This window comes from Streptomyces himalayensis subsp. himalayensis (genome assembly GCF_013778455.1).
Taxonomy (GTDB): Bacteria; Actinomycetota; Actinomycetes; order Streptomycetales; family Streptomycetaceae; genus Streptomyces; species Streptomyces himalayensis.
This window is the reverse complement of sequence record NZ_JACEHE010000001.1, coordinates 151,795-177,137: the sequence shown is the minus strand read 5'-3', so window position 1 is coordinate 177,137 and position 25,343 is coordinate 151,795. Positions and strand designations below refer to the sequence as shown.

Sequence of the window (25,343 nt, the reverse complement as noted above, 5' to 3'; positions counted from 1 at the left end):
ATCCCTCGTACGAACGCGCGACCACCGCCTCATCCCTGGTACGAACGCTGCGTCACCCGGGTGCGACCCGCTGCGTCACTCGACCACGTGCCGTCCCTCGGGGCGTGCGCTGCACGAGGCGCGGAATGCGCAGTGCGTGCAGTGCTGGCCGGCGGCGGGAGTGAAGCGTTCGTCGAGGACCTTGCCCGCGGCGGTGGCCAGCAGGTCGCCGACCCAGTCGCCGGAAAGCGGCTTCTGATCCTGGACCTTGGGGAAGTCCTCGCCGCCGTTCTTCCTGGTGGCGCCTTGACGCAACTGGACGAGTTCGGCGCCGCCCGGTTCGGGTCGTTCGCCGTCGAAGAACTCATCGACGGCGCCTTCGCGGACGGCCAGCTGGTAGACGGCGAGCTGGGGGTGGCGGGCCACGTCGGCGGTGCTCACCGGTTGTTTGCCGGTCTTGAAGTCGACGACGTACGCGCGGCCTTCCGCGTCCTGTTCGACGCGGTCCATGGAGCCCCGGATGCGTACTTCGTAGGAGCCCGCCCCGAGGGTCACGTCGAAGTCGTGTTCGCTTGCGACCGGGGTCCGGCCCCCGCGGTCCGTCACATGCCACTGGAGGAAGCGTTCGAGCGCCACGCGCGCGTGCTCCTTCTCCTGCGCGGACTTCCAGGGCGCGTCGAAGGCGAGCGCGTCCCACACAGAGTCGAGGCGCTCCATGAGGACGGCGAGGTCGGCCGGCGTACGGCCGGAGGCGACCTCGTCGGCCAGGACGTGCACGACGTTGCCGAAGCCCTGGGCGGCGGTCGCAGGTGCGTCGGCCTTCACCTCACGGCCGAGGAACCACTGCAGGGCGCAGGTGTTGGCGAGCTGGTCGAGGGCGCTTCCGGAGAGTACGACGGGCTGGTCGCGGTCCCGCAGCGGCACCTTGCTCTGCGTGGGCTCGTACATGCCCCACCAGCGGTACGGATGCGCCGACGGTACGAGCGGCCTGCCGTCCTCGTCGGTGAGTGCGGCGAGGCGGGCCAGCCGCCGGGCGGCCGCCTCGCGGAGTGCCTCGGAAACGCGCGGGTCGACCGTGGTGGCGCGCAGTTCGGCGACCAGGGCAGCGACGGACAGCGGGCGGCGGGGGCGGCCCGTGACGTCCTTGGGTTCGACGCCGAGTTCGGTGAGGAAGCGCGAGGGCTGGTCGCCGTCGTCCGCGGGCGCCTTCACGGCGGTCACGACGAGGCGTTCCCGCGCGCGCGTGGCGGCCACGTAGAAGAGCCGGCGCTCCTCGGCGAGGAGCGCGCCGGGAGTGAGCGGCTCGGCGAGGCCGTCGCGTCCGATGCGGTCGGCCTCCAGGAGGGAGCCGCGGCGGCGCAGGTCGGGCCACAGGCCCTCCTGCACGCCCGCGACGACGACGAGCCTCCACTGAAGGCCTTTGGAGCGGTGGGCGGTCATCAGGCGTACGGCGTCGGGCCGTACCGCCCTGCCGGCGAGCGTGTCCGCGGCGATGTCCTGCGCCTCGATCTCCTCGAGGAAGTTGAGGGCGCCGCGGCCGCCGGTGCGCTCTTCGGCACGAGCGGCCGTCGCGAACAGCGCGCACACCGCGTCGAGGTCGCGGTCCGCGTTGCGCCCCGCGGCGCCGCCGCGGCGTGCGGTCCGCTCGAGCCGCCGTGGCCACGGGGTGCCGTCCCACAGCTCCCACAGGGCCTCTTCCGCGGTGCCTCCGCCCGCGAGGAGCTCACGCGCCTTGCGCAGCAGAGCGCCCAGGCGCTGGGCCCCGCGCGCGTACGACGGGTCGTGCGCGGCGAGGCGCTCGGGCTCGGCGAGGGCGCGCGCGAGCAGCACGTCGGAGGGCGGCGGCACATGGTTGCCGCCGGCCCGCTCCTCCTCGCGCAGGGCGCGGCCCAGGCGGCGCAGATCGGCGGCGTCCATGCCGGCGAGGGGTGAGGTGAGGAGGGTGAGCGCGGTCTCGGTGTCGAGAGGGCCGGACGCGCTGGGCGCGTCAGCCGCGACTGGCGCGGGCGACTGCCCGGGGGCGGCGGGCGCGGCCGACTCCCCGGGCTCCCCGGGCGCGGCCGACTCCCCCGGCTCCCCCGGCGCAGCTGACTCCCCGGGCTCCCCGGGCGCGGCTGACTCCCCGGGCTCCCCGGGCGCGGCTGACTCCCCGGGCTCCCCGGGCGCGGCCGACTCCCCCGGCTCCCCGGGCGCGGCCGACTCCCCCGGCTCCCCGGGCGCGGCCGACTCCCCCGGCTCCCCGGGCGCGGCCGACCGCTCGGCAGCGGGCGGCTCCTTCGGCGCGTCCGAAGCGGAGGGCTCTTGGGACGCGTCGGCAACGGGCGGATCCTCGGGCGTGCCGAGCTCCTTGGACGCACCCTGCTCGCCCTGCGCCAGCGCCGCCGTCGCCACCGCCCTGAGGGCGGTGAGCAGCGGGGTGACCGCCGGTTCGTGGCGCAGCGGGAGGTCGTCGCCGTCGATGTCGAGCGGTACGCCTGCCGTGGTCAGGGCGCGGCGTACCGAGGGGATGGTGCGGGATCCGGCGCGCACCAGGACGGCCATCTCGCTCCAGGGCACGCCGTCCTCGAGGTGGGCGCGGCGCAGGATGTCCGCGATGTTGTCGAGCTCCGTGCCGGGCGTCGGATACGTGTAGACCTCGACGCAGCCGCCGTCCCGCACCGCGGTCAGCTCACGGTGCGCCCGCACCTTGTCCGCGGGCAGGCGTGTCAGCGGCATGCGCTGGGCCAGCAGCCGGGTGGCCGCGAGCAGTGCGGAACCCGAGCGGCGGGAGGTGCGCAGCACCTCCACGGGCGCCGGTGTGCCGTCCGCGCGGCGGAAGGTCTCCGGGAACTCCAGGATGCCGTTCACATCGGCGCCCCGGAACGCGTAGATCGACTGGTCCGGATCGCCGAACGCGACGAGCGTGCGGCCAGCCCCGCGCGCGCCAGCCTCGCGCGTTCCGGCGCCCCGCGCGCCAGCCCCACGCGCACCGTCGCCCCGTGCTCCAGAGCCTCGTCCGACCCCAGCGCCCTGTTCGACGCCAGACCCCCGTGCGACGCCAGAATCTCGCACATCGGCCCCCGGCACATCGGTCCCCCGCGCGCGGGAGCCCCCACGCAGTGGCGTCCCTCCTCCGTTCCCGGCCAGCGCCCCCAGCAGCCGTACCTGCGCGGCATCGGTGTCCTGGTACTCGTCCACGAAGACCGCGTCATAGCGCGCGGACAGCTCCTCCGCGACGTCGGGCCGCTGGGCGAGGAGCACCGCGCGGTGCACCAGTTCCGCGTAGTCGAGGACTCCCTGCATGTCGAGTACGTCGAGGTACTCGGCGAGGAACAAGGCCGCGGCCTCCCAGTCAGGGCGGCCGATACGCGCGGCGAAGGCCGCCAGCGAGTCCGGCCCCAGGCCGAGCTCACGGCTGCGGGCCAGCACGGCGCGCACCTCGTCGGCGAAGCCCCGCGTCGTCAGGCAGGCGCGCAGCTCGTCCGGCCACCGGACATGGGCCAGCCCCTCCTGTGCGAGTGCGGCCTGGCCGGCCAGGAGTTCGCGCACCGTCACGTCCTGCTCGGGTCCGGAGAGCAGCCGCAACGGCTCCACGAACATGTCGGCGTCCTGATGGGCCCGTACGAGTGCGTAGCAGAATGAATGGAAGGTGGTGGCCTGCGGGGCGCTTGCGGCTCCGATGCGCAGCGCCATACGGTCGCGCAGCTCCACGGCCGCCTTGCGGCTGAAGGTCAGGACCAGGATGCGCTCCGGGTCGGTGCCTTTCGCGATCCGCGCGGCGACGGCCTCCACCAGGGTGGTGGTCTTGCCCGTGCCCGGTCCCGCCAGGACGAGCAGGGGACCGCCCGGATGGTCAACCACCGCGCGCTGTCGTGCGTCCAGACGAGGGGGATCCACCGGAGCCGGCGGGGTACGCACCAGTCGGTACGCGCCACGGGTCCCCTGTCGTACCTGGGGGTGCGACAGGCGCCGGGTGGAAGAAGAGGAGCTCACGTGGTTCGCCGGTCCTGGTGGATGTGCTGGTTGTGGGGCAGCAGCCGCACGGGCGGAGCGGTGGCTGCGTCGAGGGCGGTGAGCGCGAAGCGCTCTCGGCCGAGGGCGGGGGAAGGTCCCGGTGCCCGCGGCCCAATTATCGCGGTCTCCGAAGGCGGCCCGGTTCCCCCGTACGGGCCACAGGTCCTCCGCGACGCCCCGGAATGCCGGAAGCTTTCTGGTGTGAACCCGCCTGTGTACCCCGGTTCCCTTTCCGGGGGAGCACTGCGAGCCGTCCTGGGTCCCTCCTTCCCAGGGGCCTCGGTCCCAAGTGCCTCGGTCCCAAGTGCCTCGGTCCTAGGTGCCTCCTTCCTGGGTGCCTCCTTCCTGGGTGGCTTCTTCGCCGTCCCATCTCGCGTGCCTCATGTCGATACGCGGCAGATGTCCGTCCGCCGAGCGGCCAGCCTCGCGCAGCGGGGTGCCCTCCGCGCGATAGTGCCCCAGCGCCTCGAGCTCGTGGCCGGGCAGCAGGGCTCCGTCCGCACGCACCACGCGCCACCACGGGACAGCGCCTCCGTAGAGCGCCATCACACGGCCAACCTGGCGGGGACCTCCCTCCGCCAGCCACTCGGCCACATCGCCGTACGTCATCACGCGGCCCGGCGGGATCAGCTCCGCGACCTCCAGCACCCGCTCCGCGTACTCCGGCAGCTCCCCCGCCGGGGGCTCCGGCAGGTCCCCCGCCGGGGGGCTCTCCTCGCTCATCCGACCCATCCTGCCGCACGCCACCGACACCGTGACCGAGTCCTGACGGAGTGTGCACGCACAAGGAACGAGCGGCAGAGCGGAGGGCTTCGGCGGGGCCTTTCTCCCCCGCAATGCACCCTGATGCCCACGACTGTCGGCGGGGCATGCCACCATCGTGCGGGCGGTGTCTGGTGATACGAGATCAGGAAGAGACGACGGAGCAGCAGGGCGTGCACCCCGATGAGACGGCGGGCACCTCTGCGGCTGCCTCGCGCCCGGAGACCGGCCGGGACGCTGATCAGGACACCGGACGCGGCTCTGACCAGGGCACTGGCCCGGACACCGCGGACGCCGCCGAGCCGAGCCCGAACACCAGCATGAAGAAGGTTCACGGCCGGGAGAAAACCCAGGAGACCTCGGACAAGGCCGACGCCCGGCACCAGACCACCACAGGCGCCCGGCACCAGACCACCGACCCCCGTGCCGAAGAGGTCGAGGGCGACGAACCGCTGCTCCCCGCGCGCGTGCACCGTCCCTCCGACCTGATGCGGCTGCTTGTCGGCATCCTCGGCATCGTCGTGGTGCTGGCGATCGCGGGGTTCGCGCACGGCACCACGTCGGGGCTCGAGCAGGACATCAACAAGGGCACGGGCCAGGCGCCCGACCTGCTGATCAAGATCGCGGGTCTGGTGTCCAGCATCGCGATCCTCCTCGTGCCGGTCGCCTTCGCAATCGAGCGGTTGATCAAGCGGGACGGTCTACGCATCGCGGACGGCGTCCTGGCGGCGGTCCTCGCCCACGGCGTGACACTCGCCACCGACCTGTGGGTCGCGAGAGCCGCCCCCGACTCCATCCAGGACGCGCTGACCCAGCCGTCGCCGGGCGACATGTACGCCCTCACGGACCCGGTCCACGGCTATCTCGCCCCCGTCATCGCGTACATGACGGCCGTCGGCATGTCGCGCAGGCCGCGCTGGCGGGCGGTGCTGTGGGTGGTGGTGCTGCTCGACGCCTTCTCGATGCTCGTCACCGGCTACACGACGGCGTTCTCGATCATCCTGACGGTGCTGATCGGCTGGACCGTGGCGTACGGAACGCTGTACGCGGTCGGTTCCCCGAACGTCCAGCCGACCGGCCAGACCCTGCTCGCGGGCCTGCGGCACGTCGGATTCCACCCGGTCAGCGCGGCCCGCGTCGAGCCCCCGGACGCCGCCTCGGAGAACGGCGACCGCGGTCGGCACTACTTCGTCACGCTGGAGGACGGCCCGCCCCTGGACGTCACGGTGGTCGACCGTGAGCAGCAGGCGCAGGGCTTCTTCTACCGCGTATGGCGCAGGCTGACGCTGCGCGGCATCACGACGCGCAGAAGCCTGCAGTCGCTGCGCCAGGCACTGGAGCAGGAGGCGCTCCTCGCGTACGCGGCGATCGCGGCCGGCGCCAACGCCCCCCGGCTGATCGCGACGTCCGAGCTCGGCCCGGACGCGGTGATCCTCGTCTACGAGCACCTGGGCGGCCGCACCCTGGACGCGGTGCCGGACGAGGAGATCACCGACGAGCTGCTGCACGACACCTGGCGCCAGGTGCAGGCGCTGCAGTCGCGGCGTATCGCGCACCGGAGACTCGCGGGGGACGCGATCCTGGTGGACCGTTCCGGCAAGGTGATGCTCACCGATCTGCGCGGCGGAGAGATCGCGGCCGGCGATCTGTTGCTGCGCATGGACATCGCGCAGTTGCTGACCACCCTCGGGCTGCGGGTGGGCGCCGAACGGGCGGTCGCCTCGGCGGTCGCCGTGCTGGGTCCTGACGCGGTCGCGGACTGTCTGCCGCTGCTGCAGCCGATCGCTCTGACCCGCAACCAGCGCGCGACGCTGCGCAGGCTGGCCCGCGAGCGCTCGCACCGCGAACGCGAGGCGGTCCTGGCAGCGGCCGCGACGGGCAGGGCGGCGTCCCCGGAGGAGGCGGGGGCCGCGGCGGACCGGTCTGTACTGGACAAACGGTCCGGCAAAGAGGGTGCCCGAGCCGAGAAGCACGCGGTCCGCGCGGCGAAACGCGCGGAGAAGCGGGCGATCGACGAAGCCCTGGAGGAGGCACGCGAGGAGGATCTGCTCACCCAGATCCGCCACCAGGTGCTGCTCATCAGGCCGCAGGCGCCCGTCGAACCGGCCCGGCTGGAGCGGATCAGGCCGCGCACCCTGGTCAGCTTCATGGCCGGGGCGATCGCTGCGTACTTCCTGCTGTCGCAGCTGACCGAGATCAAGTTCGGCACGTTCGCCGAGGCCGAGTGGGGCTGGGTGGCCGCGGCAGTGCTGTTCTCGGCGCTCAGCTACTTCGCGGCGGCGATGAGCCTGCTGGGCTTCGTGCCGGAGCGAGTCCCGTTCCTGAGGGCCGTGGCGGCGCAGGTCGCCGGGTCGTTCGTGAAGATCGTGGCGCCCGCGGCCGTGGGCGGTGTCGCCCTGAACACGCGTTTCCTGCAGCGCGCCGGGGTCCGGCCGGGGCTCGCGGTGTCGAGCGTCGGCGCGTCCCAGCTGGTCGGACTTGGATCGCACATCCTGCTGCTGCTCGCCTTCGGCTATCTGACGGGTACGGAGAAGACGCCTTCGCTGTCGCCGTCCCGCACGGTCATCGCCGGCCTGCTGACGGTCGCGGTGCTGCTGCTGGTCATGACGTCGATCCCGTTCCTGCGGAAGTTCGTGGTCACGCGCGTGCGGTCGCTGTTCGCCGGTGTCGTGCCGCGCATGCTCGACGTACTGCAGAGGCCGCAGAAGCTGATCACCGGAATCGGCGGCGCCCTGCTGCTGACCGCGTGCTTCGTGATGTGCCTGGACGCCTCGATCCGGGCCTTCGGCGACGAGACGACGTCGCTGAGCCTCGCCAGTGTCGCCGTCGTCTTCCTCGCCGGCAACGCGCTGGGATCGGCGGCTCCCACACCCGGAGGCGTGGGTGCGGTCGAGGCGACGCTGACGGTGGGTCTGCTCGCCATGGGCCTGCCCCAGGCGGTCGCGTTCCCGGCGGTGCTGCTGTACCGCCTGCTGACGCTGTGGCTGCCGGTGCTTCCGGGCTGGCTGTTCTTCAACCATCTGACGCGCAAGGGTGCGCTCTGAGCCACACCGCTCACGGGCTCCCCCGCAACTCACCCGCACGGCCCGCGCCCCGCGCGCGGGAGGTTCGGTGCCGCCGCAGGATGAAGGCATGCCGAACCCAGCCCGTCTGCGTACTGCCGCCCTGCTCGCCACCGCCGCCCTGCTCTCCGTCACGGTCGCGGGCTGCACCGACGACAGTCCGAAGGACGAGGACCTGACGGCTCAGCAGCTGAAGTGGGCGCCCTGCCCGGTCCCGTCGCCGCTGGAGGGCAGCAGTGAGTCCCCCTCACCGCTGCCGGGCGGCGACGAATGGGAGTGCGCCACCATGAAGGCGCCCCTCGACTGGAGCGACCCCAAGGGCGACACGATCGGCATCGCGCTCATCCGCGCCCAGGCCAGCGGCCCCAAGGACAAGCGGATCGGCTCCCTCGTCTTCAACTTCGGCGGCCCGGGAGGATCGGGCGTGACCGCGCTGCCCGCCTTCGGCGAGCAGTACACCAAGCTGCGCACCCGCTACGACCTGGTGAGCTTCGATCCGCGCGGCGTCGGCCGCAGCGCCCCCGTGGTGTGCGAGAACGACGAGCAGCTCGACGAGTTCTTCGAGCAGGACGGCACCCCCGACGGCGCCGCGGAGCAGACGGCGCTTCTCGACAACACCAAGTCGTTCAACGCCACCTGCGAGAAGAACTCCGGCAAGATCCTTCCCCATGTCCGTACCACGGACACGGCCCGCGACATGGACCTGATGCGCCAGGTCCTGGGCGACGACAAGCTGCACTACTTCGGCATCTCGTATGGCACGGAACTGGGCGGTGTCTACGCACATCTGTTCCCGAAGAGCGTGGGCCGTGCCGTGTTCGACGCCGTCGTCGACCCCACCGTGACGCCCGAGGAGAGCTCCCTCGGCCAGGCCGGCGGGTTTCAGCTCGCGCTCGACAACTACGCGAAGGACTGCACGTCCAAGGTCGAGGAATGCCCGGTCGGCGACACCGTGCAGGACGTGAAGGACCGCATCGCGAAGCTGCTGAAGGACCTGGAGGCGAAGCCGATCCCCGGCATCTTCCCGCGGGACCTGACCCAGACCTTCGCCACGAACGGCATCCTGCAGGCGCTGTACTCGAAGGACTTCTGGGAGTACCTCACCGAGGGGCTGCAGCAGGCGTACGAGGGCAACGGCCAGATCCTGATGTTCCTGTCGGACTCGCTGACCGGACGCAACGAGGACGGCGAGTACAGCAATCTCGTACCGGCCAACGTCGCCATCAACTGCTCCGACGACAAACCGCGCTACACCATGGCGGACGTGGAGGCGAACCTCCCGGAGTTCCGCAAGGAGTCCCCGATGTTCGGCGACTATCTCGCATGGGGCCTGCTCGGCTGCACCGACTGGGCCGTCCCCGGAGCTGCCGACCACCCCGATGTGAGCGCGGCCGGGGCGGCGCCCATCCTGGTCATCGGCAACACCGGCGACCCGGCCACGCCGTACGAGGGCGCGCGCAGGATGGCCCAGGCACTCGGCAAGGGCGTGGGCGTGGAACTGACGTACAAGGGCCAGGGGCACGGCGCCTACGACAGCGGCAACACGTGCGTGACGGGTGCCGTGAACAACTATCTGCTGGACGGCACGGTGCCGAAGGCGGGCACGGTCTGCGCGTGACGCCGGTGCGCGGTGCGCCTGTACGGCACGGTGGGCACTGTCCGCTCGTGAGCCGCTGCCCCCGTGGCTGCCGTCAGCCCGCCGCTGCCGCACAGCCACGGGCCGGTCGGCCCCGCCTGCCGTTGTCGGTGGCGCTGCCTACTATGGCCTGACAGTCGTTCGTGGGGCTTCGAGGGGGAAGGACGCGCCATGCCGCGCTTCGTACGGTCAGCAGCTCTGGCCGCCGCAGTACTGCTGGCGGCCGGCTGCAGCGGCTCGGGCGGCACATCGGAGGACTCGAAGCCGTCGGCGACCGCCCCTTCGTCCCGGGGCGCCGAGGGGTCGGACCTGCCGGTGTCCCTCACCTCCCAGAAGCTCACCTGGGGCCGCTGCAAGGCGACCTCGGACGCTCCCGCCCCGGGCAGCCACTGGCAGTGCGCGACCCTGAAGGTGCCGCTGGACTACGCGAAACCGGACGGCGAGACGATCGACATCGCGCTCATCCGCGCCAGGTCCACGGGCGAGGGTGAGCGCATAGGTTCGCTGCTGTTCAACTTCGGCGGTCCGGGCGGTTCGGGCGTCTCGATGCTCCCGTCCTTCGCCGACCAGTACGCGACGCTGCGCGAGCGGTACGACCTGGTGAGCTTCGATCCGCGCGGGGTCGCCGCCAGCGAGGGTGTGCGCTGCCGCAGCGACAAGGAGATCCAGGCGGCCGAGTCGGTCGACCTGACGCCGGACACGGCGACGGAGGAGAAGAGGTACTTCAAGGACGCGGCCGACTTCGGCGACGGCTGCGAACGCGACGCGGGAAAGCTGCTGGCTCACGTCTCCACGGAGGAGGCCGCCCGCGACATGGACCTGATGCGCCAGGTCCTCGGTGACGACAAGCTGCACTACATGGGCATCTCGTACGGCACCGAACTGGGCGGTGTGTACGCACACCTGTTCCCGGAGAGGACGGGCCGCCTGGTGCTCGACGCCGTGGTGGACCCCAGCGTCGGCGCGGTGGGCCATGCCGAGAACCAGACCCGGGGCTTCCAGCGGGCCCTGGACAACTACCTGAAGTCCACCGGCCAGGACCCGAAGCAGGGCACACAGAAGATCGTGGATCTTCTCGAGCGGATAGACGCGAAGCCCCTGCCGACGTCGAGCGACCGTGAGCTCAACCAGACCCTCGCGACCACAGGTATCACGGTGACCCTGTACAGCCGGCAGTACTGGCCCGCGCTGACCAGCGCCCTCGAGTCGGCGGAGGCGGGCGACGGCACGGAACTGCTGGCGCTGGCCGACGCCTACAACGAGCGGGACCCGTCGGGGCACTACAGCACGCAGAGCCATTCACAGCGTGCGATCTCCTGCCTGGACACCAAGGATCGTCCGACGCCCGAGGAGGCCGAGAAGCGGCTGGCCGAATTCCGGAAGATATCGCCGGTCTTCGGGGAGTTCCTGGGCTGGGACACGGCGGGCTGGTGCCACGACTGGCCCGTGCCGGGTCTGTACGACAACCCGGAGGTGAGCGCACCGGGCGCCGCGCCGATCCTGGTCGTCGGCAACACGGGTGACCCCGCCACGCCGTACGAGGGCGCCCGCAAGATGGCCGACGAGCTGGGCGAGGGCGTCGGCGTGGAGCTCACCTGGAAGGGCGAGGGCCACGGCGCGTACGGAAGCGGAAGCGACTGCGTCGACGAGTCGGTGAACGACTACCTGCTGGACGGCACGGTGCCGAAGGACGGCAAGGTCTGCTCCTGAGACCCGCGTCCCAGCGTCGTGTGCCTCGGCCCACGGAGGGCCCCGCTTGGCATGGGGCCTCGCTTGGCACACGGAAGGGGCCCCGCTCGTGTGTCGCGAGCAGGGCCCCTTCCGGAGAGCGAGGCGTGCCAGGCCTGGTGGCCCGACGCGGCCTAGTAGACCGGCTTCTCGGGCTCGATCTGGTTGACCCAGCCGATCACGCCGCCGCCGACGTGCACCGCGTCCGCGAAGCCCGCGGACTTCAGCACGGCGAGGACTTCCGCGCTGCGGACACCCGTCTTGCAGTGCAGGACGATCTTCTTGTCCTGCGGGAGGTCCTGCAGGGCGTTGCCCATCAGGAACTCGTTCTTCGGGATCAGACGGGCGCCGGGGATCGAGACGATCTCGTACTCGTTCGGCTCGCGGACATCGATGATGTCGATGTTCTCGCCGTCGTCGATCCACTCCTTGAGCTGCTTGGGAGTGATCGTCGAACCGGCGGCCGCCTCCTGGGCCTCCTCGGACACGACGCCGCAGAAGGCCTCGTAGTCGATGAGCTCGGTGACGGTCGGGTTCTCACCGCAGACCGCGCAGTTCGGGTCCTTGCGGACCTTGACCTGGCGGTACTGCATCTCCAGGGCGTCGTAGATCATCAGGCGGCCGACGAGCGGCTCGCCGATGCCCGCGAGGAGCTTGATGGCCTCGTTGACCTGGATGGAGCCGATGGACGCGCAGAGCACACCCAGCACGCCGCCCTCGGCGCAGGAGGGGACCATGCCCGGCGGCGGGGGCTCCGGGTAGAGGCAGCGGTAGCAGGGGCCGTGCTCGGACCAGAAGACGGAGGCCTGGCCGTCGAAGCGGTAGATGGAACCCCAGACGTACGGCTTGTTCAGCAGCACGCATGCGTCGTTGACCAGGTAGCGGGTCGCGAAGTTGTCCGTGCCGTCGACGATCAGGTCGTACTGGCTGAAGATGTCCATCACGTTCTCGGCCTCGAGCCGCTCTTCGTGAAGGATCACGTTCACGTACGGGTTGATGCCCTTGACGGAGTCACGCGCGGACTCCGCCTTGGAGCGGCCGATGTCCGCCTGGCTGTGGATGATCTGGCGCTGCAGGTTCGACTCGTCGACCTCGTCGAACTCCACGATGCCGAGCGTGCCGACGCCGGCCGCGGCCAGGTACATCAGAGCCGGCGATCCGAGGCCGCCGGCGCCCACACACAGCACCTTGGCGTTCTTCAGCCGCTTCTGCCCGTCCATCCCGACATCAGGGATGATCAGGTGGCGGGAGTACCTGCGGACCTCGTCTACGGTGAGCTCAGCAGCTGGCTCGACCAGGGGTGGCAGCGACACGGGGACTCCGTTGGTCGGTATTACGGAAGGTTGTTCTCCGTGTAACACTGCCACGCCCCTCTTCATTCCGAGACAGGTGGTCCGAGCAGCGAGACGATTTCGTCCCAGTAGCCGGGCATGCCCGCCCAGGGATCGGCTGAGCCCGCGCGGGGGGTGCGATCGGTGAAGTAGATGGTCGACGCACCCTGCCAGCGTGCGATCCGCAGCGCCTCGTCGAGGTGGCCGCGGGGCACGCCGTGCACCAGGTGGCAGAAGCGTTCGGGCGGATGGTCGGCGGTCCACTCGGCCACCTGCGACCAGCGGTAGTCGCTCCACGGCCCGGCGAAGGTCACCAGCTGGTCGGCGACTTCGGCGTAGCCCGGGTAGGGGTGGGTGCCGTGGCCGAACACGATGTGGGGTTCTTCGAGGAATGCGCGTAGCGCGGCGACCGTCCGCCGTATCTCCGGCAGCGCGGCGCGCTCGGTCGGACAGTGGTCGATGAGGAAGCCGTCGACCTGGTACCAGTCGAGATAGCGGTGCGCGTCGGAGACGAGCTCACCGAAGGCGCGGGCGCCGTATCGCGCGTCCAGGTGACCGAGCACACGCCCCGCGCCCGCCGGCCGGCGCCCGCCCTGCGCGGCATCGCGTGCCTGCGCCCGTGCGGTGTTCCGCACCCGGCCCACGGCCTCCAGGCAGTGGGGGTCGGGCCAGACGCCCGGCCCGCCCGCGACATTCAGCACAACCCAGTGCAGCGGGGTGCCGGGGCGGGCGAGTTCGGCCCACTCCACGGGGGCGACGAGGGGGTGGGCGTAGCCGGGGATGCCGAACCCGAGACGTACGTCGGTGCTCGCGGTTCCCGTGGCGGTACTGGTCAGATACGGCATGCTGCCTCCATCCAGATGTCGGCGAGGGATTCTTCGAGGTTGATCCGGGGCCGCCAGCCGAGACGGTCGCGTGCGGTGCGCACATCGGCCTGCTGCCAGCTGCCGCAGCCGTCCGGATAGGGGAAGGCTGTGGCAGGCGGGGCCGGGTGGTCGGGGTCGGGGCGGGGGTGCCCGAGGACCGGACGCACCGGACCGGGTGGTGTGTCGAGTTCGTGCAGCGCACCGCCGTAACCGGCCACCCGGGCGAGGACGGCGGCCGCGTCCCGCAGCCGCACGGCGCGCCCCGAGCCGATGTTGACGACGCCCTGGGCGGCGGACAGGGAGGCGGCGTGCACGGCGCGTGCCACATCACGTACGTCGACGAAGTCGCGTTGTACGCCGAGTCCGCCGAGTTTGAGCTCGCCGTCGCCGGACTGCATGGCGCGGCGCATGGCCTCGGCGAGCCGGCCGAGCGGGGATCCGGCGGGCGTACCCGGCCCGGCGGGCGAGAACACGCGCAGCACCACCGCGTCGAGCCCCGACCCGAGGACCAGCTCGGTCGCGGCGAGCTTGCTGACGCCGTACGGGCCGCCCGGGCGAGGCACGGCGTCCTCGGCGGTGGACGATCCGGGCTGGCTCGGCCCGTACTCGGCGCCGCAGCCGATCTGTACGAGCCGCGCAGCGCAGCCGCTGCGGCGCATGGCCTCGCAGACGGTGGCGACGGCGACGGTGTTGTGCCGGGTCAGCTCCCGCGCGCCGCCTCGGGTGGCGCCCGCGCAGTTGATGACGACCCCGGGGTGCACGGCGTCCAGGAAGCGGGTGAGCGCGCCGGGGCTGCCGCTGGCGAGGTCGAACCGCACATCCGCGTCATCGCCGCGGCCGAGCGTGGTGAGCTGGACGGCCGGGTCGGCCACCAGCCGGTCGGCGACGAACCGTCCGAGGTATCCGTTGGCTCCGATCAGCAAGACCCTCATCGGGCGGCTCCTGGGACGGACTCTCCAGGGAGGGTGGTGGTCATCTGGGCTTCTCCTTCGGGGTCTTGCCTTGGGTCGAGGGGTCCCGCGGTGCGGACACCGCGGGCGGAGGGTGAGGCAGGTGGTGCAGACGGGTGTGGCGCCGGGTCCGGGCCGCGGGTGCGGGAAGCCGCGCGCGGGCGGCTCACGACGCGTCCTCGGGCGTCGCATGGGCGGACGCGGCCGCCAGCCCCCGAACCGCGTGGATCAGCAGCACCAGAGCCGCGACCCCGCAGACGGCGGCCGGGACGAGTCCCGGCCCTCCGGCGTCGACGGCGGCCTCGACGGGCACGGCCAGGACGGAGCAACCGGGCACGCGTCCCGCGAACGCCGAGGCCAGGGCCAGCATCTCCAGGCCGCCCGCAGCGCCGAGCACGACCGCGGGAACGTGGCCGGCCCCGTGCGCGGCGAGGAGCCGGGCGAGCAGCAGCAGTGCACCGAGGGCACCGGCTCCCGCGTATGCGGCGTCCTCGCCGAGAACCGCCCCGGACAGCCCGAGCAGCGCACCCAGCGCGGTCAGGAACAGCGCGAAGATGCCGAGCAGCAGGGGCCGTACGGCCGCGCCGAACTCGTCCAGGCCACGGCTGACGGCCACTTTGCTCCGGGCCTTGGCCGCGAAGAGGTACGCGCCCCAGGTGGCGGGCACCACGGCGAGCGCGAGGCCGAGGGCAGGCGCCGTGGCAAGTGGCAAGGGCTCGTCGGGCCCGCCCGCGAGGGCGGCTGTCAGCAAGCCGTCGCCGCACACCGCGTACGCGATGAGCCAGCACGTCCACGCGCGCGTGGCGGTCCCCGTACGTCCCGGCGAGCGCAGTGGTCCGTGGCGGAGTGCGAGACACAGGGCGGCCGTGACGGCGATGGCGCCACCGATGCCGACCGCCAGCCGGAGTTGCCCCCCGAGGAAGTGCATCCCGGCGACCACGAGGACGCACACGGCGCCGGGCAGCAGTGCCATCGCGGCCCATCCGGCGCGTGCCTCGGGCGCGCCGGGCGCCGTGGGTGACTCGGCGGGCTCGCCGGCGCGCGGCACGCGCGCGTACATCTCCTCTGCGAGCGAGAAAACGTCCCTGTGCCGGAATCGTGCGGCCGTCCGGTCGGTCACGCCATGGGCCTCGAGCCCGGCGGCGATCTCCAGTGGGTCGATGGCCTGCTCGCACAGCTCGCGGTGCGGGTGCATCAGCCCCTTGACGGGGTCGACGGCCCGGCGCCGGGCGCCGTCGGGCCGCCGTTCGCTCCGGTCCTGACGCCCGTCGCGCGGCGCGTCACGTCCCTCGGTACGGCCTGCGGTGCGAGAGGGACCGCCACGACGACCGCCGTCGCCGTCGCCGGCCCCGTCACGGAGGGCCCGGTCAGTGGTGCTCCAGCTGTGGCTGCCGTCATCCGAGGGAGCATCTCCAGAACCCGAGGACACCGGACCGCGCGCCTCGGCCGAACCGCGTCGGATCAGCTCGCCGCCATCCACTGCAGCCCTGGAACGGCCCGCTGCCGTCGCCACGGACTCGCCCTCCGCCGCAGACATGGCGTCGCCCTTCGCCGGGGACACCGCGTCACCCTTCGCCGGAGACACGGGTTCGCCTTCCGCCAGCGACGGCCAACCGCCCTCCTCCGAAGTGATCGTGTGGCCCTCCGCCTCGGTTTCGGACCCTCCCCGCGCCAGGGAGTCGCGCACCGAGCCGAGTCCAGAGCCCAACCGAGCCCACGGGTCCAACAGCGCCCAGGCGTTCGATTCGCCCCAGACATCCGGCCCTCCCCCGGCCTGCGCCTCACTCTCCGGCACCGCCCCCGGCTCAGGCCCCGACTCCGACTCCGGCTCAGGCCCCACCCCGGGCTCCGACCTCGCCCCTGGCTCCCGCTCCCGCTCCGGCTCCGGCTCCGGCTCCGGCTCCGGCTCCGGCTCCGGCTCCGGCTCCGGCTCCGGCGAAAGCAGAGCCTCCGACCGGGTGTCCCAGGCCCTCAACCCCCCAGGCTTACGAGTCGCGTCGAAAATCTCGGTCACCGCGTCTGACGCATCGCCGGACGCAGCATCCGAACCCGAGGCCCCCGCCACGCCCGCCGCGCCCACCTCAGCCAGCGCCTCCTCCGTGCCCTGCATGCTCACAGCGCCCCCTCCCCCGAAAGGAAGGCGGCCCGGGCGCCGGCGGGGAACCCGGCCGGGGCTCCGCCCGCCACCCTGGTCGGCGTCACCCAACGCGGCGCGGTCCGCCCGGACACCGGCCCTCCGGCCGGCCCGCCCCCGGGCTGATCCGCGATGTCGGCCAACCCCGTCCAGCTGCCCGGCACATGAGCCTCGGGCGGCAAGCCGAAGGGCAGTGGTTCTCCGGTGTCGTCCACGGCCTCACGGCGTACGGGGCAGTGCGAGACGACTTCCAGGTAGAGGGAGCCGAACGCCGCGATGTTCTGCTCGACGGTGAACAGTTCGAGCGCCCGCGCACGCGCCGCCGCACCGAGCCGCGCGCGCCGCTCGGGATCGCGCAGCAGCGCGAGGCAGGCCTCCGCGAGCGCGCGCGGATTGCGCGGAGGTACGACGAGCCCGGTGCCGCCGATGACCTCCACCACGGCGCCGACGTCCGTGGACACGGTGGCACGCCCGCAGAACATCGCTTCGACGAGGCCGATGGGGAAGCCCTCCACGATGCTCGACAGCACGACGACGCTCCCGGCCGCGTACGCCTCCGCCACGTCCGGCACCTCGGGCGCGCCCAACTCCTCGAACGACACCGGGTTGTCGCCGACCGCGTGCACGCCCTCCGCCTCGTCGGGGAACAGTTGCGCGGCCAATGCACGGCAGTTGGCCAGATACGTCGCTGCCTCCGCGCCGTCGGCGGGTGCACCGACGATCCTCAGCCGCGCCTTGGGCTCCTCCTTGCGGATCTCCGCGAAGGCGTGCAGCAGCGAGACCAGGTCCTTGCCGGGCTCGATACGGCCGACCCAGACGAGCGTTCCGGGGTCGGCGCACTCGGTGCTCTCGCCGACCTCCGCGAAGTGGGACGCCTCCATGCCGGGGTAGACGGTGCGCAGCTTGGCCCGGTCGGCGCCGCACCGCTCCTGCCAGCGCCGGGCGTGTGTGTTGCCGGGCGTGATCAGCGTGGCCTTCCGGTAGACCTCGGCGGCGAGCCGGCCGTGGAACGCGGCGAGCAGCGCGCGCACCGGTGCGCGCCTGCGCTCCTCCTGGGCCGCGAGGTAGTGCGCCCGCAACTGCACGCCGTACTCGGTGACGAGCAGCGGCACCCCGGAGAATTCCTTGGCCAGCAGTCCGGCCAGTGCGGCCGCGCCGCCGGACGTGGCGTGGCACAGATCGACCGAGCCGAGCCCGTCGTCCTCGTACCAGTCGAGGGAGAGGGGGCGCAGGGCCTGCTCCAGATGGGCGGTGACGGCGAGCAGGTCGGGCACTCGGGCAAGCTGCGCGGCGCGCGGTGCGCCGGGCGCGCGGCAGGCGTGCTCGAGCGCCTGCACCGCTGTCTCGGAGCGGAGGGCGGCGGTCAGTCCGCCCTCGTCGCAGGCGAGTTCGGCGAGCCCGTACAGCGCGTTGCAGAAACGGTCCTCCTCGGTGCCGACACATCTGTCGTCGCCGCTGGATACCTCCGTGGAGCCCTGCAGCGAACGCGGCGCCGAAGCCCCCGAGACGCCGTCCGCCGACACCTCGGCCCCGCCGTGACCGCGCGCCCCGCGTGCGCCCCCCGCGCTGCGCACGCCACCCGCGACTCCACCCGCGCCGCCGGCCGCGCCCCCACACAGCGCCGCCGCCAACTCGCCGTAGCACTCGGCGAACCGTCGTCGCGCGCGCCGCCCGTACCTCACGCCTCCGCCGTCCGCGGACCACAGCGGTGCCGTCCGCACCCGGTTGACCTGCGGCGGCAGCGCGATCCAGCCCTCGTCCTCCTGCTGCCGGCTGCGGCTGAACGCGTAGACGTCGAATTCGTGCTGCCCGAGCCCGCGCACGAGCCGGTCGCACCAGAGCCTGGCATCACCGCTCATATACGGATAGCCACCCTCCGTAAGTAGTCCGATGCGCACGAGTGCACCCCCGATCTGCCATAGGTGGCCGCCATGTCGGCCGGGCGGCCCGCAGCAGGACGAACGTATGCGGACATGCCGGTGGCGCGATGGACGGTTGTCCATCGCGCCACCAAAAGGGGTGAACGGACGTAACTTTCCCGTGCGGGGCGCGTTTTGTCGCGCTAGGACATCATTTGATTACGCTGCGTCAAAGCCACACCCAAGCCGCGTAACGGCTGCGGCAATGCAGCGTCGGATGTTCAATTCCCCGGATACGGCCAGGGGTTGGCCTTGCAGGTGATTCCGCCGTACGTCAGGAACTTCGTCTGCTGCTGCATGACCGGTGCGAGCGCGCCGTTCCTGCTGCAGGTCACGTGATTGAAGCCGAGGCGGTGGCCGACCTCGTGGTTGATGAGCATCTGCCGGTACGCGTAGATGCGGTCGCCGTAGGTCCTCGCGCCCTGCGCCCAGCGGTAGGCGTTGATCATGACGCGTTCCGTGGCGGCCGAATCGCAGGAGACGTTGTCCTCGGTCGTGTCGAGCCCGGACTTGGCGCACCAGACTCCCGTCGTGCCCGGGCTCGCCAGTGTGATGACGAAATCGACCTTGCCCGATGAGACCCGCTCGAAGGTACGGCCGCCGTTGTGGGCCCAACTCCGGTCGTCGTTCAGGGTCTTCTGCACGGCCTGCGCGAAGAGCGCGCCGTCCAGTCCGAGTCCCCGCTCGACATCCACGCGGTAGCGGAACAACTGTCCTGTGCCGGGCGCCTTGTCGAATCCCGCGACCACCGCGAACTTCCCCGACCCCTTCGTCTGCGGGTCGAGTGCGTACTTCTTGCTCATCTTCTGGGCGTACGTCGCCGGGACTGCGATCGCCGTCCTGGAGGGTGTGGCCCGGCCGTCGGAACGCGAGGCCTGGGCGTCGGTGCCCCGTTCGGCGTCCGCGGCCTGCGTCTGCGTGTCGGCGGTGTCGTGGCCGGCGGTCACTTGTCCGACGACGACCACGGCGAGAACGGTGGTGACGGCGGCGGCCGCGACACCGGCCAGCGCGCGGCCCTTGCCGCCCCCGTTGTCCTTGGCGCGGTTCGGTCCGGCGAGGCCGTCGGGGTCCTCGGGTCCGCCAGGTGCGAATGTTGTCGGCTCGTCGACATCGTCGGCCGCACGCCAGTCGGTGACGGGTGCGTTCGGGCCGGCGGGCGCCGTGGGGCTCGCCGCCGGGTTGGCCATGGGGGCGCTGCGCGGGGCGAACACGTCGTCGTCAGCGAACGCGTCGACGTACTCCTTGCGCGGCCCGGGGATCCGCCGACCCGCAGGCGCGACCGGAGCGGCGTACGAAGCGCCCATCCGCGGCCCACCACCACGGGCGCCCCAACCACCACCGGGCTCCGAATCCGGCCCCTCGGGGTGCCCCCCTCGCACGTGCGGCACGTCATGGGCGGGGGCGCCGTCGGGTATACGCGGGACACCATGAGCCGGCGTGCCGTCCCACATCCGGGGAACCCCGTTGGGCGGCGTCCCCTCAGGAATCCGCGGCACCCCGCGCGCGGGAGTGCCATCCGTGCCCCGGGGGACCCCATGGGCCGGCGTGCCATCAGGCAGCCGCGGGACACCACGAGCAGGGGTCCCGTCCCACACCCGTGGAACCTCACCCGCCGGAGTGCCGTCCGGCGCCCGGGGAACCCCATGGGCCGGAGTCCCATCAGGCAGCCGCGGAACCCCACGCGCCGGAGTCCCGTCCCACATCCGCGGAACCCCGCGCGCGGGAGTGCCGTCGGGCATGTGTGGAACACCACGCCCGAGGGTGCCCTGCAGTCTCGGAAACCCCTGCGCAGGCGTACCGTCGTGCTCCCTCGGAAACCCGTGCGCAGGCGTGCCGTCGGGCACCCGCGGGACGCCACGAGCCTGCGTCCCGTCCCACATCCGCGGGGCGCCGTCCGTCGGAGTCTGAGTCCCCTCCGGTGGAGGCGTCGGCGCCTGCCCCGGTACCTGTGTCCGCTGCGGGCCCGGCCGGGCCTGCCCCTGATCCGCAGGCCGCCCTGGTCCCGGCCGATGTGCAGAGCCGGGATCCGCGGGAGCCGTGCGGATGCCCGGCCACGCCTCCGGCTGCGCGGCTACGCCTGCCCGTACGTCTGCTGCCTGCCTCTCGGCGGTGGCGCCGGTGTCTGCCGGGCTACGGCGGTTGTCCACCGGGCCCCGGCGGCTATGACGTCCCACGCGCCGTCTCAGCTCCCCGCGTCCACGTCGGTCCGCGCGCCCGTTTCGGCGAGCAGTTCCCGGAAGGCCTTCGCGACCGCCTCCGGATACTCCATCATCGCCACGTGCCCGGCGTCAGGCAGGGTCAGCAGCCGGGAGTCGCGGAAAGCGCGCGCCGCGCGCTGCGCCATGCGGTACGCGACCAGCTGATCACGGCTGCCGTAGATGAGCTGGGTCGGGGCGAGCACCCGCTCGGCCTGGCGCCACAGCCCGTGCTGGCCGCCCAGCGTGTACGCGTTCACGATGCCGCGCGCCGAACGTGCCATGGCGTCCCAGAAGTAGGGGAGCTGGAGCCGTCGTTCCATCTCCTCGACCGCGGCCCGGAACCCCTCCGCCGAGACCCGCCCGGGATCGCCGTAACAGAGCTGCATGACACCGCGGACCCGCTGCTCTGCCGTCCAGCCCCGCGTCATCCGGGTGAACAGCATGCTGACCCCGGGCAGCGCGAGCAGGGCCGTCGGCACCGCACCGCGCTGCACCCTGAGCTCCGGCAGTGCGGGCGAGATCAGTGTCAGCGTCCGCACCAGATCGGGCCGGACCGCGGCGACGCGTGTGGCGACCGCCCCGCCCAGCGAGTTCCCGAAGAGATGGACGGGCCCGCGCGCCTGCGCGTCGAGATAGCGGATGACGGCCCGGGCGTGCCCGGTGACCGAGTAGTCGCCGTCGTCCGGCGGCGGGGAGTCCCCGAAGCCGGGCAGATCGACCGCCTCGCCGTCCACGACGTCCTCGAGCAGCAGCATCAGCTCCGACCAGTTCTGCGAGGAGCCGCCGAGCCCGTGGATATAGAGCGCCGGCGGCAGCCCTTCGCGGGCCGGCGGCCGCGAGCGGACGTTCAGCGTGAGTCCCGAAAGGGTCACCGAGCGGAGCCGCTCGCCGGCCGCGACCCTGACAGCGCCCACCCTGGGCGTGACAGTGGCGGCAAGGGCATGCGGCAGCTCGGTCGAAGACATGCGGCAATGTTACGAGACGATCACGCGCCTGTTTGTGTGTTCGCCGTCACAGATCGCGTAGCGCTGGAATCGGGTGTTTCCTACGCTCTTAGAGAGAGCACTCGAACGTTCACATGCACGCACGGTTCATCGGTCTGGACCGTGCAGAGACTCGGACCGCACGAGAAGACAACTCGACACCCACGAGAACACTCGGACCGAATGCACCGACTGCACCGACTGCACCGACTGCACCGACTGCACCGACTGCACCGACTGCACCGACTGCACCGTGCCACCGATGCACCGATGCACCGATGCACTCGGACAACGAGCGCGCTCACACCGCTCGGGAAGAGGACACATGACCGTCGACCCCACCGACCCCGAGACGTTCGAGGACGCCGCGGAAGCCGCACCCACCACCGACGTCGAGGCTCCGGAGGCGGACGCCGCCGAGCAGCACGCCGACCTCGCGCCGGACCGCGACGACTCACTGCAGGACTCGGACCCGGACAAGGCCAACGAGGCGGACCGGGTCGAACAGGCGCGTGTGGTCGCCCTCGACGAGGACGACTACCGATGACCGAGACCGACGACCGGGACCGGCGACCCGGGACCGGCGACCGGCGACCGGCGACCGGCGACCGGCGACCGGCGACCGGACCAATGACCCGGGACCGATGCCCCGTACCGGTGCCTGACGTGCCTGACCACCGATGAAGGGCCGACGATGACGGGCCACCCGTGGCCGACCACCAGGGGATCTTGCCCCCGTCCGGCCGTTTATGTTCCGTTCCGACCCTGTCCGGTCCGTGAAATTCTGCACTCGCACCGCGCACACCACGGTTACCGAAAAGTACGATGGCGGACGCGGGCGCACACCGCACATGGACGATCTTGGGAGGCGGCGTGACAGCCATCGAGCAGACAGAGGCGGCACGCCCGCGAGGTACGCGCCTGCCGCGCCGTGCCCGACGGAACCAGCTGCTGGGCGCGGCACAGGAGGTATTCGTCGCGCAGGGCTATCACGCGGCGGCGATGGACGACATCGCCGAGCGCGCGGGAGTCAGCAAGCCCGTCCTCTACCAGCACTTCCCCGGCAAGCTCGACCTGTACCTGGCCCTGCTGGACCAGCACTGCGAGTCTCTGCTGCAGTCGGTGCGCACGGCGCTGGCGTCGACGACCGACAACAAGCAGCGCGTGGCGGCCACGATGGACGCCTACTTCGCCTACGTCGAGGACGAGGGCGGCGCCTTCCGGCTCGTCTTCGAGTCCGACCTGACGAACGAGACCGCGGTCCGCGAGCGCGTGGACAGGGTCACCCTGCAGTGCGCGGAGGCGATCTGCGACGTCATCGCGGAGGACACCGGTCTGTCCAGGGGCGAGTCCATGCTGCTGGCGTCCGGCCTGGGCGGCCTGGCGCAGGTCGTGGCGCGGTACTGGCTGCACAGCGACCGCAGCGTGTCGCGCGACCAGGCGGTGCAGCTGCTGACGTCACTGGCGTGGCGCGGCATCGCGGGTTTCCCACTGCACGGCACCGACCAGCACTGACGTCGGCCGAGCCTGCCGCACGACCCGTCCATGCCTGCCGTACGGGCCATCCATGCCATGCCGTACAGGCCATACGAGCCACAGAGAGGACCCTCCGCCGCGCCGACCGCGCGGTTTGTTCCCGTCCGCTGTTCGCTACCGGCGTGCATGCCCGACGGCTGAGCGTCCCCTCACCGGGCTAATGTGTGCTGGTACCGCGCGGACGGCCGCGCACATCACTGACCGTCGGAGGGACAAAGCCGTGGAGGTCAAGATCGGCGTGCAGTACGCGCCCCGCGAGATCGTTCTGGAGAGCGGTCAGAGCGCCGAGGAGGTCGAGAAGGCGGTGTCCGAGGCGCTCTCCGGGAAGGCGCCGCTGCTGAGCCTCGTGGACGACCACGGCCGCAAGGTCCTGGTGCCGGCCGACCGTCTCGCGTACGTGGAGATCGGCGAGCCGACCGCCCGCAAGGTGGGCTTCAGCGCCCTCTAGGCGCGAAGAGGCCCGAACAGGCGCGACAAGGCGCGAGCGAGATCAGTCAGGGGTGCGGCCCGGCAGACCAACTGCCGGGCCGCACCCCTGTGTTGCGTCAGTTGCATGCACTGCGGACGGAGTTCGGCTTCACCCGTGCGTGCGGCACGACGTGCCCTGCGGGGCCGCCCTGCAGGCGTGACGGCCATGCGAGGGCATCTTCACAGTTGCGCCACATGTTCCCCTCAGCGGAGGATTGCGTTCCGGACGCCCCGGGTAGGACGGGCTACGACCGGCAGGACATGGCGGCGCGGGAGGGAACCACAGATGGTCTGGGAAGCGCTCGGCTCCGCATTCATCGGTCTTGCACTCGCCTTGCTGGCGACACGGCTTCTGCCGCACCGCCTCCCCGCCCGCACTCTCGTCCTGCCGACGGGCGTCGTCGGCGCATTGTTCGGTGCTTTCGTGACGCACAGCGCCCTCGGCGCGGGCCACACGGCGCTCACCCTCCTCGGCGCGCTGGCCGTCGCGGCGGCTCTGCTCTCGCTGTTGATCCGCCCGGCGGGACTGCGCCGATCAGCCACCGCCTAGAGGGCACCCCAGGTAACGCCTCGACGGTCCCCAGGTCGCGAAGGTCCCCAGGTAACCGCAGCGCAGGGCCACAGCCCGGGGATGGATCCGCCCGCTGCGGGCAGTCGCTTCTCCCCCGGCCAACGCCGGGAGGCGCCTCAAGGGCGTGCAACGACTGCCCGCCGCAGGTCGTCGTTCGTACTAGGCCGCCAGCCCCAGCGCGGCCATCCGCTTCGTGTGCGCCTCGGTGATCCGCGAGAACATCCGCCCGACCTCCGCGAGGTCGAACCCGTCCGCGACACCGCCCACGAGCATCGTCGACAGCGCGTCGCGCTCCGCGACCACCCGCTGCGACTGCGACAGAGCCTCGCCCATCAGCCGCCGCGCCCACAGCGCGAGCCGCCCGCCCACGCGCGGGTCCGCGTCGATGGCGGCGCGCACCTTCTCCACGGCGAACGTCGCATGCCCGGTGTCGTCCAGGACACCCAGCACCAGAGCGCGCGTGTCGGAGTCCAGACGCGCGGCCACCTCGCGGTAGAAGTCGCTCGCGATCGAGTCGCCGACGTAGGCCTTGACCAGGCCCTCCAGCCAGTCCGACGGCGCCGTCTGCTTGTGGAAGCCCTCGTACGCGGCCACGAACGGCTCCATCGCGCCGGTCGGCTCCTCGCCGATGGACGCGAGCCGGTCCCTGAGCTGCTCGAAGTGGTGGAACTCGGCCGACGCCATCTTCGCCAGCTCCGCCTTGTCGGCGAGCGTGGGCGCCAGCTTGGCGTCCTCCGCGAGCCGCTCGAACGCCGCCAGCTCTCCGTACGCCAGGGCGCCGAGCAGGTCGACGACCGCGGCACGGTACTGGGGGTCGGCGGAGGCCTGCGCCCAGTCCTGGGCGGCGATTCCGGTCGGCTCAGCGGGTGCGTCGGCGGCTTTGTCAGGGGCGTTGTCAGGCGTGGTCATGGAGCGCACAATAGTCCGCTTGCGGTCGCACGGAAGTCCCTGGTCAATCACTGTGACGACGACTACGTGACCAATTCGGCCATCGAGTGTGCGCCTTTCCGGGGTATGGTGGTAATGCGCCCGCCGGGTTCATCGCCGCATCTTGACGGTAAACCGACGGGCCGCACGAATGAGGATGCCCGGTCGGTGGCCCGATCGGCTCCGACCCGACAGCCCTCCAAGCCGTACGCGACAGTGCGTACGGCTTCCCATGGAGGGGCCCTCAGCGGTTCGAGCGCTAGAGCGTCGGCAGTGGTCCCGCGCCGTCCGCCCCGCGAC

The 25,343-nt window shown here is 72.0% G+C and carries 17 protein-coding genes; 7 read left to right on the top strand and 10 right to left on the bottom strand.

What is annotated here, in order from left to right:
* Nucleotides 1–75: 75 nt before the first annotated feature.
* Both H1D24_RS00810 and H1D24_RS00805 read right to left on the bottom strand, forming a co-directional pair.
* Nucleotides 76–3,951 (bottom strand): UvrD-helicase domain-containing protein, encoded by a 3,876-nt coding sequence (locus H1D24_RS00810; protein ID WP_181655364.1) that lies wholly within the window; start codon nt 3,949–3,951, stop codon nt 76–78.
* Nucleotides 3,952–4,287: 336 nt separating this feature from the next.
* Nucleotides 4,288–4,695: an MGMT family protein gene (locus H1D24_RS00805; RefSeq protein ID WP_309484163.1), complete on the bottom strand. Its 408-nt coding sequence runs from the start codon at nt 4,693–4,695 to the stop codon at nt 4,288–4,290.
* Nucleotides 4,696–4,868: 173 nt separating this feature from the next.
* Between H1D24_RS00805 and H1D24_RS00800 the strand changes: the two genes are divergently transcribed.
* From H1D24_RS00800 to H1D24_RS00790, 3 genes are all read left to right on the top strand, one after another.
* Nucleotides 4,869–7,778, top strand: coding sequence for a lysylphosphatidylglycerol synthase domain-containing protein (locus H1D24_RS00800; protein WP_309484162.1), 2,910 nt, complete (start codon nt 4,869–4,871; stop codon nt 7,776–7,778).
* Nucleotides 7,779–7,866: 88 nt separating this feature from the next.
* The gene (locus H1D24_RS00795) at nt 7,867–9,414 is read left to right on the top strand and encodes an alpha/beta hydrolase (protein WP_181655361.1); all 1,548 of its coding nucleotides are present in this window, start codon (nt 7,867–7,869) and stop codon (nt 9,412–9,414) included.
* A 189-nt stretch (nt 9,415–9,603) separates the two neighbouring features.
* Nucleotides 9,604–11,142 (top strand): alpha/beta hydrolase, encoded by a 1,539-nt coding sequence (locus tag H1D24_RS00790; protein ID WP_181655360.1) that lies wholly within the window; start codon nt 9,604–9,606, stop codon nt 11,140–11,142.
* Nucleotides 11,143–11,294: 152 nt separating this feature from the next.
* Here H1D24_RS00790 and moeZ read toward each other — a convergent pair whose 3' ends face one another.
* The 7 genes from moeZ to H1D24_RS00755 form a co-directional block, all read right to left on the bottom strand.
* Nucleotides 11,295–12,473: an adenylyltransferase/sulfurtransferase MoeZ gene (gene moeZ / locus H1D24_RS00785; RefSeq protein ID WP_181655359.1), complete on the bottom strand. Its 1,179-nt coding sequence runs from the start codon at nt 12,471–12,473 to the stop codon at nt 11,295–11,297.
* 62 nt (nt 12,474–12,535) lie between these two features.
* Complete coding sequence (locus H1D24_RS00780; RefSeq protein ID WP_181655358.1) at nt 12,536–13,336, bottom strand: spherulation-specific family 4 protein; 801 nt, start codon at nt 13,334–13,336, stop codon at nt 12,536–12,538.
* Entirely contained in the window at nt 13,324–14,289 is a 966-nt protein-coding gene (locus H1D24_RS00775; protein ID WP_181655357.1) for an NAD-dependent epimerase/dehydratase family protein, read from the bottom strand. The genes H1D24_RS00780 and H1D24_RS00775 overlap by 13 nt, the downstream gene beginning before the upstream one ends.
* 184 nt (nt 14,290–14,473) lie before the next feature.
* A complete protein-coding gene (locus H1D24_RS00770; RefSeq protein WP_309484161.1) occupies nt 14,474–15,892 on the bottom strand; it encodes a hypothetical protein in 1,419 nt (472 codons plus the stop codon).
* A gap of 527 nt (nt 15,893–16,419) precedes the next feature.
* A complete protein-coding gene (locus H1D24_RS00765; protein ID WP_374064007.1) occupies nt 16,420–18,300 on the bottom strand; it encodes a glycosyltransferase in 1,881 nt (626 codons plus the stop codon).
* Between the two features lie 281 nt (nt 18,301–18,581).
* Nucleotides 18,582–20,063 carry a DUF3152 domain-containing protein gene (locus tag H1D24_RS00760; RefSeq protein WP_445194914.1) on the bottom strand — a complete coding sequence of 494 codons (1,482 nt, stop codon included), beginning with the start codon at nt 20,061–20,063 and terminating at the stop codon, nt 18,582–18,584.
* 479 nt (nt 20,064–20,542) lie between these two features.
* Nucleotides 20,543–21,523: an alpha/beta fold hydrolase gene (locus tag H1D24_RS00755; RefSeq protein WP_181655354.1), complete on the bottom strand. Its 981-nt coding sequence runs from the start codon at nt 21,521–21,523 to the stop codon at nt 20,543–20,545.
* A 343-nt stretch (nt 21,524–21,866) separates the two neighbouring features.
* Between H1D24_RS00755 and H1D24_RS00750 the strand changes: the two genes are divergently transcribed.
* From H1D24_RS00750 to H1D24_RS00735, 4 genes are all read left to right on the top strand, one after another.
* Nucleotides 21,867–22,088: an Rv3202a family protein gene (locus tag H1D24_RS00750; protein ID WP_181655353.1), complete on the top strand. Its 222-nt coding sequence runs from the start codon at nt 21,867–21,869 to the stop codon at nt 22,086–22,088.
* 326 nt (nt 22,089–22,414) lie between these two features.
* Nucleotides 22,415–23,056: a TetR/AcrR family transcriptional regulator gene (locus H1D24_RS00745; RefSeq protein WP_181655352.1), complete on the top strand. Its 642-nt coding sequence runs from the start codon at nt 22,415–22,417 to the stop codon at nt 23,054–23,056.
* Between the two features lie 241 nt (nt 23,057–23,297).
* On the top strand, nt 23,298–23,525 hold the full coding sequence (locus H1D24_RS00740; protein ID WP_181655351.1) for a DUF3107 domain-containing protein: 228 nt from the start codon (nt 23,298–23,300) through the stop codon (nt 23,523–23,525).
* A gap of 306 nt (nt 23,526–23,831) precedes the next feature.
* Nucleotides 23,832–24,095: a hypothetical protein gene (locus tag H1D24_RS00735; protein ID WP_181655350.1), complete on the top strand. Its 264-nt coding sequence runs from the start codon at nt 23,832–23,834 to the stop codon at nt 24,093–24,095.
* A 180-nt stretch (nt 24,096–24,275) separates the two neighbouring features.
* On the opposite strand, the gene H1D24_RS00730 is transcribed toward H1D24_RS00735, so the two are convergent.
* Nucleotides 24,276–25,025, bottom strand: coding sequence for a ferritin-like fold-containing protein (locus H1D24_RS00730; RefSeq protein ID WP_181655349.1), 750 nt, complete (start codon nt 25,023–25,025; stop codon nt 24,276–24,278).
* Nucleotides 25,026–25,343 lie beyond the last annotated feature (318 nt).

Bases quoted from the DNA above. Each gene is read 5' to 3' on its own strand.
- H1D24_RS00805 (WP_309484163.1), bottom strand. From the start codon at position 4,695: ATGAGCGAGGAGAGCCCCCCGGCGGGGGACCTGCCGGAGCCCCCGGCG.
- H1D24_RS00795 (WP_181655361.1), top strand. From the start codon at position 7,867: ATGCCGAACCCAGCCCGTCTGCGTACTGCCGCCCTGCTCGCCACCGCC.
- H1D24_RS00790 (WP_181655360.1), top strand. From the start codon at position 9,604: ATGCCGCGCTTCGTACGGTCAGCAGCTCTGGCCGCCGCAGTACTGCTG.
- H1D24_RS00780 (WP_181655358.1), bottom strand. From the start codon at position 13,336: ATGCCGTATCTGACCAGTACCGCCACGGGAACCGCGAGCACCGACGTA.
- H1D24_RS00775 (WP_181655357.1), bottom strand. From the start codon at position 14,289: ATGAGGGTCTTGCTGATCGGAGCCAACGGATACCTCGGACGGTTCGTC.
- H1D24_RS00765 (WP_374064007.1), bottom strand. From the start codon at position 18,300: ATGAGCGGTGATGCCAGGCTCTGGTGCGACCGGCTCGTGCGCGGGCTC.
- H1D24_RS00760 (WP_445194914.1), bottom strand. From the start codon at position 20,063: ATGTGGGACGGGACTCCGGCGCGTGGGGTTCCGCGGCTGCCTGATGGG.
- H1D24_RS00755 (WP_181655354.1), bottom strand. From the start codon at position 21,523: ATGTCTTCGACCGAGCTGCCGCATGCCCTTGCCGCCACTGTCACGCCC.
- H1D24_RS00750 (WP_181655353.1), top strand. From the start codon at position 21,867: ATGACCGTCGACCCCACCGACCCCGAGACGTTCGAGGACGCCGCGGAA.
- H1D24_RS00735 (WP_181655350.1), top strand. From the start codon at position 23,832: ATGGTCTGGGAAGCGCTCGGCTCCGCATTCATCGGTCTTGCACTCGCC.
- H1D24_RS00730 (WP_181655349.1), bottom strand. From the start codon at position 25,025: ATGACCACGCCTGACAACGCCCCTGACAAAGCCGCCGACGCACCCGCT.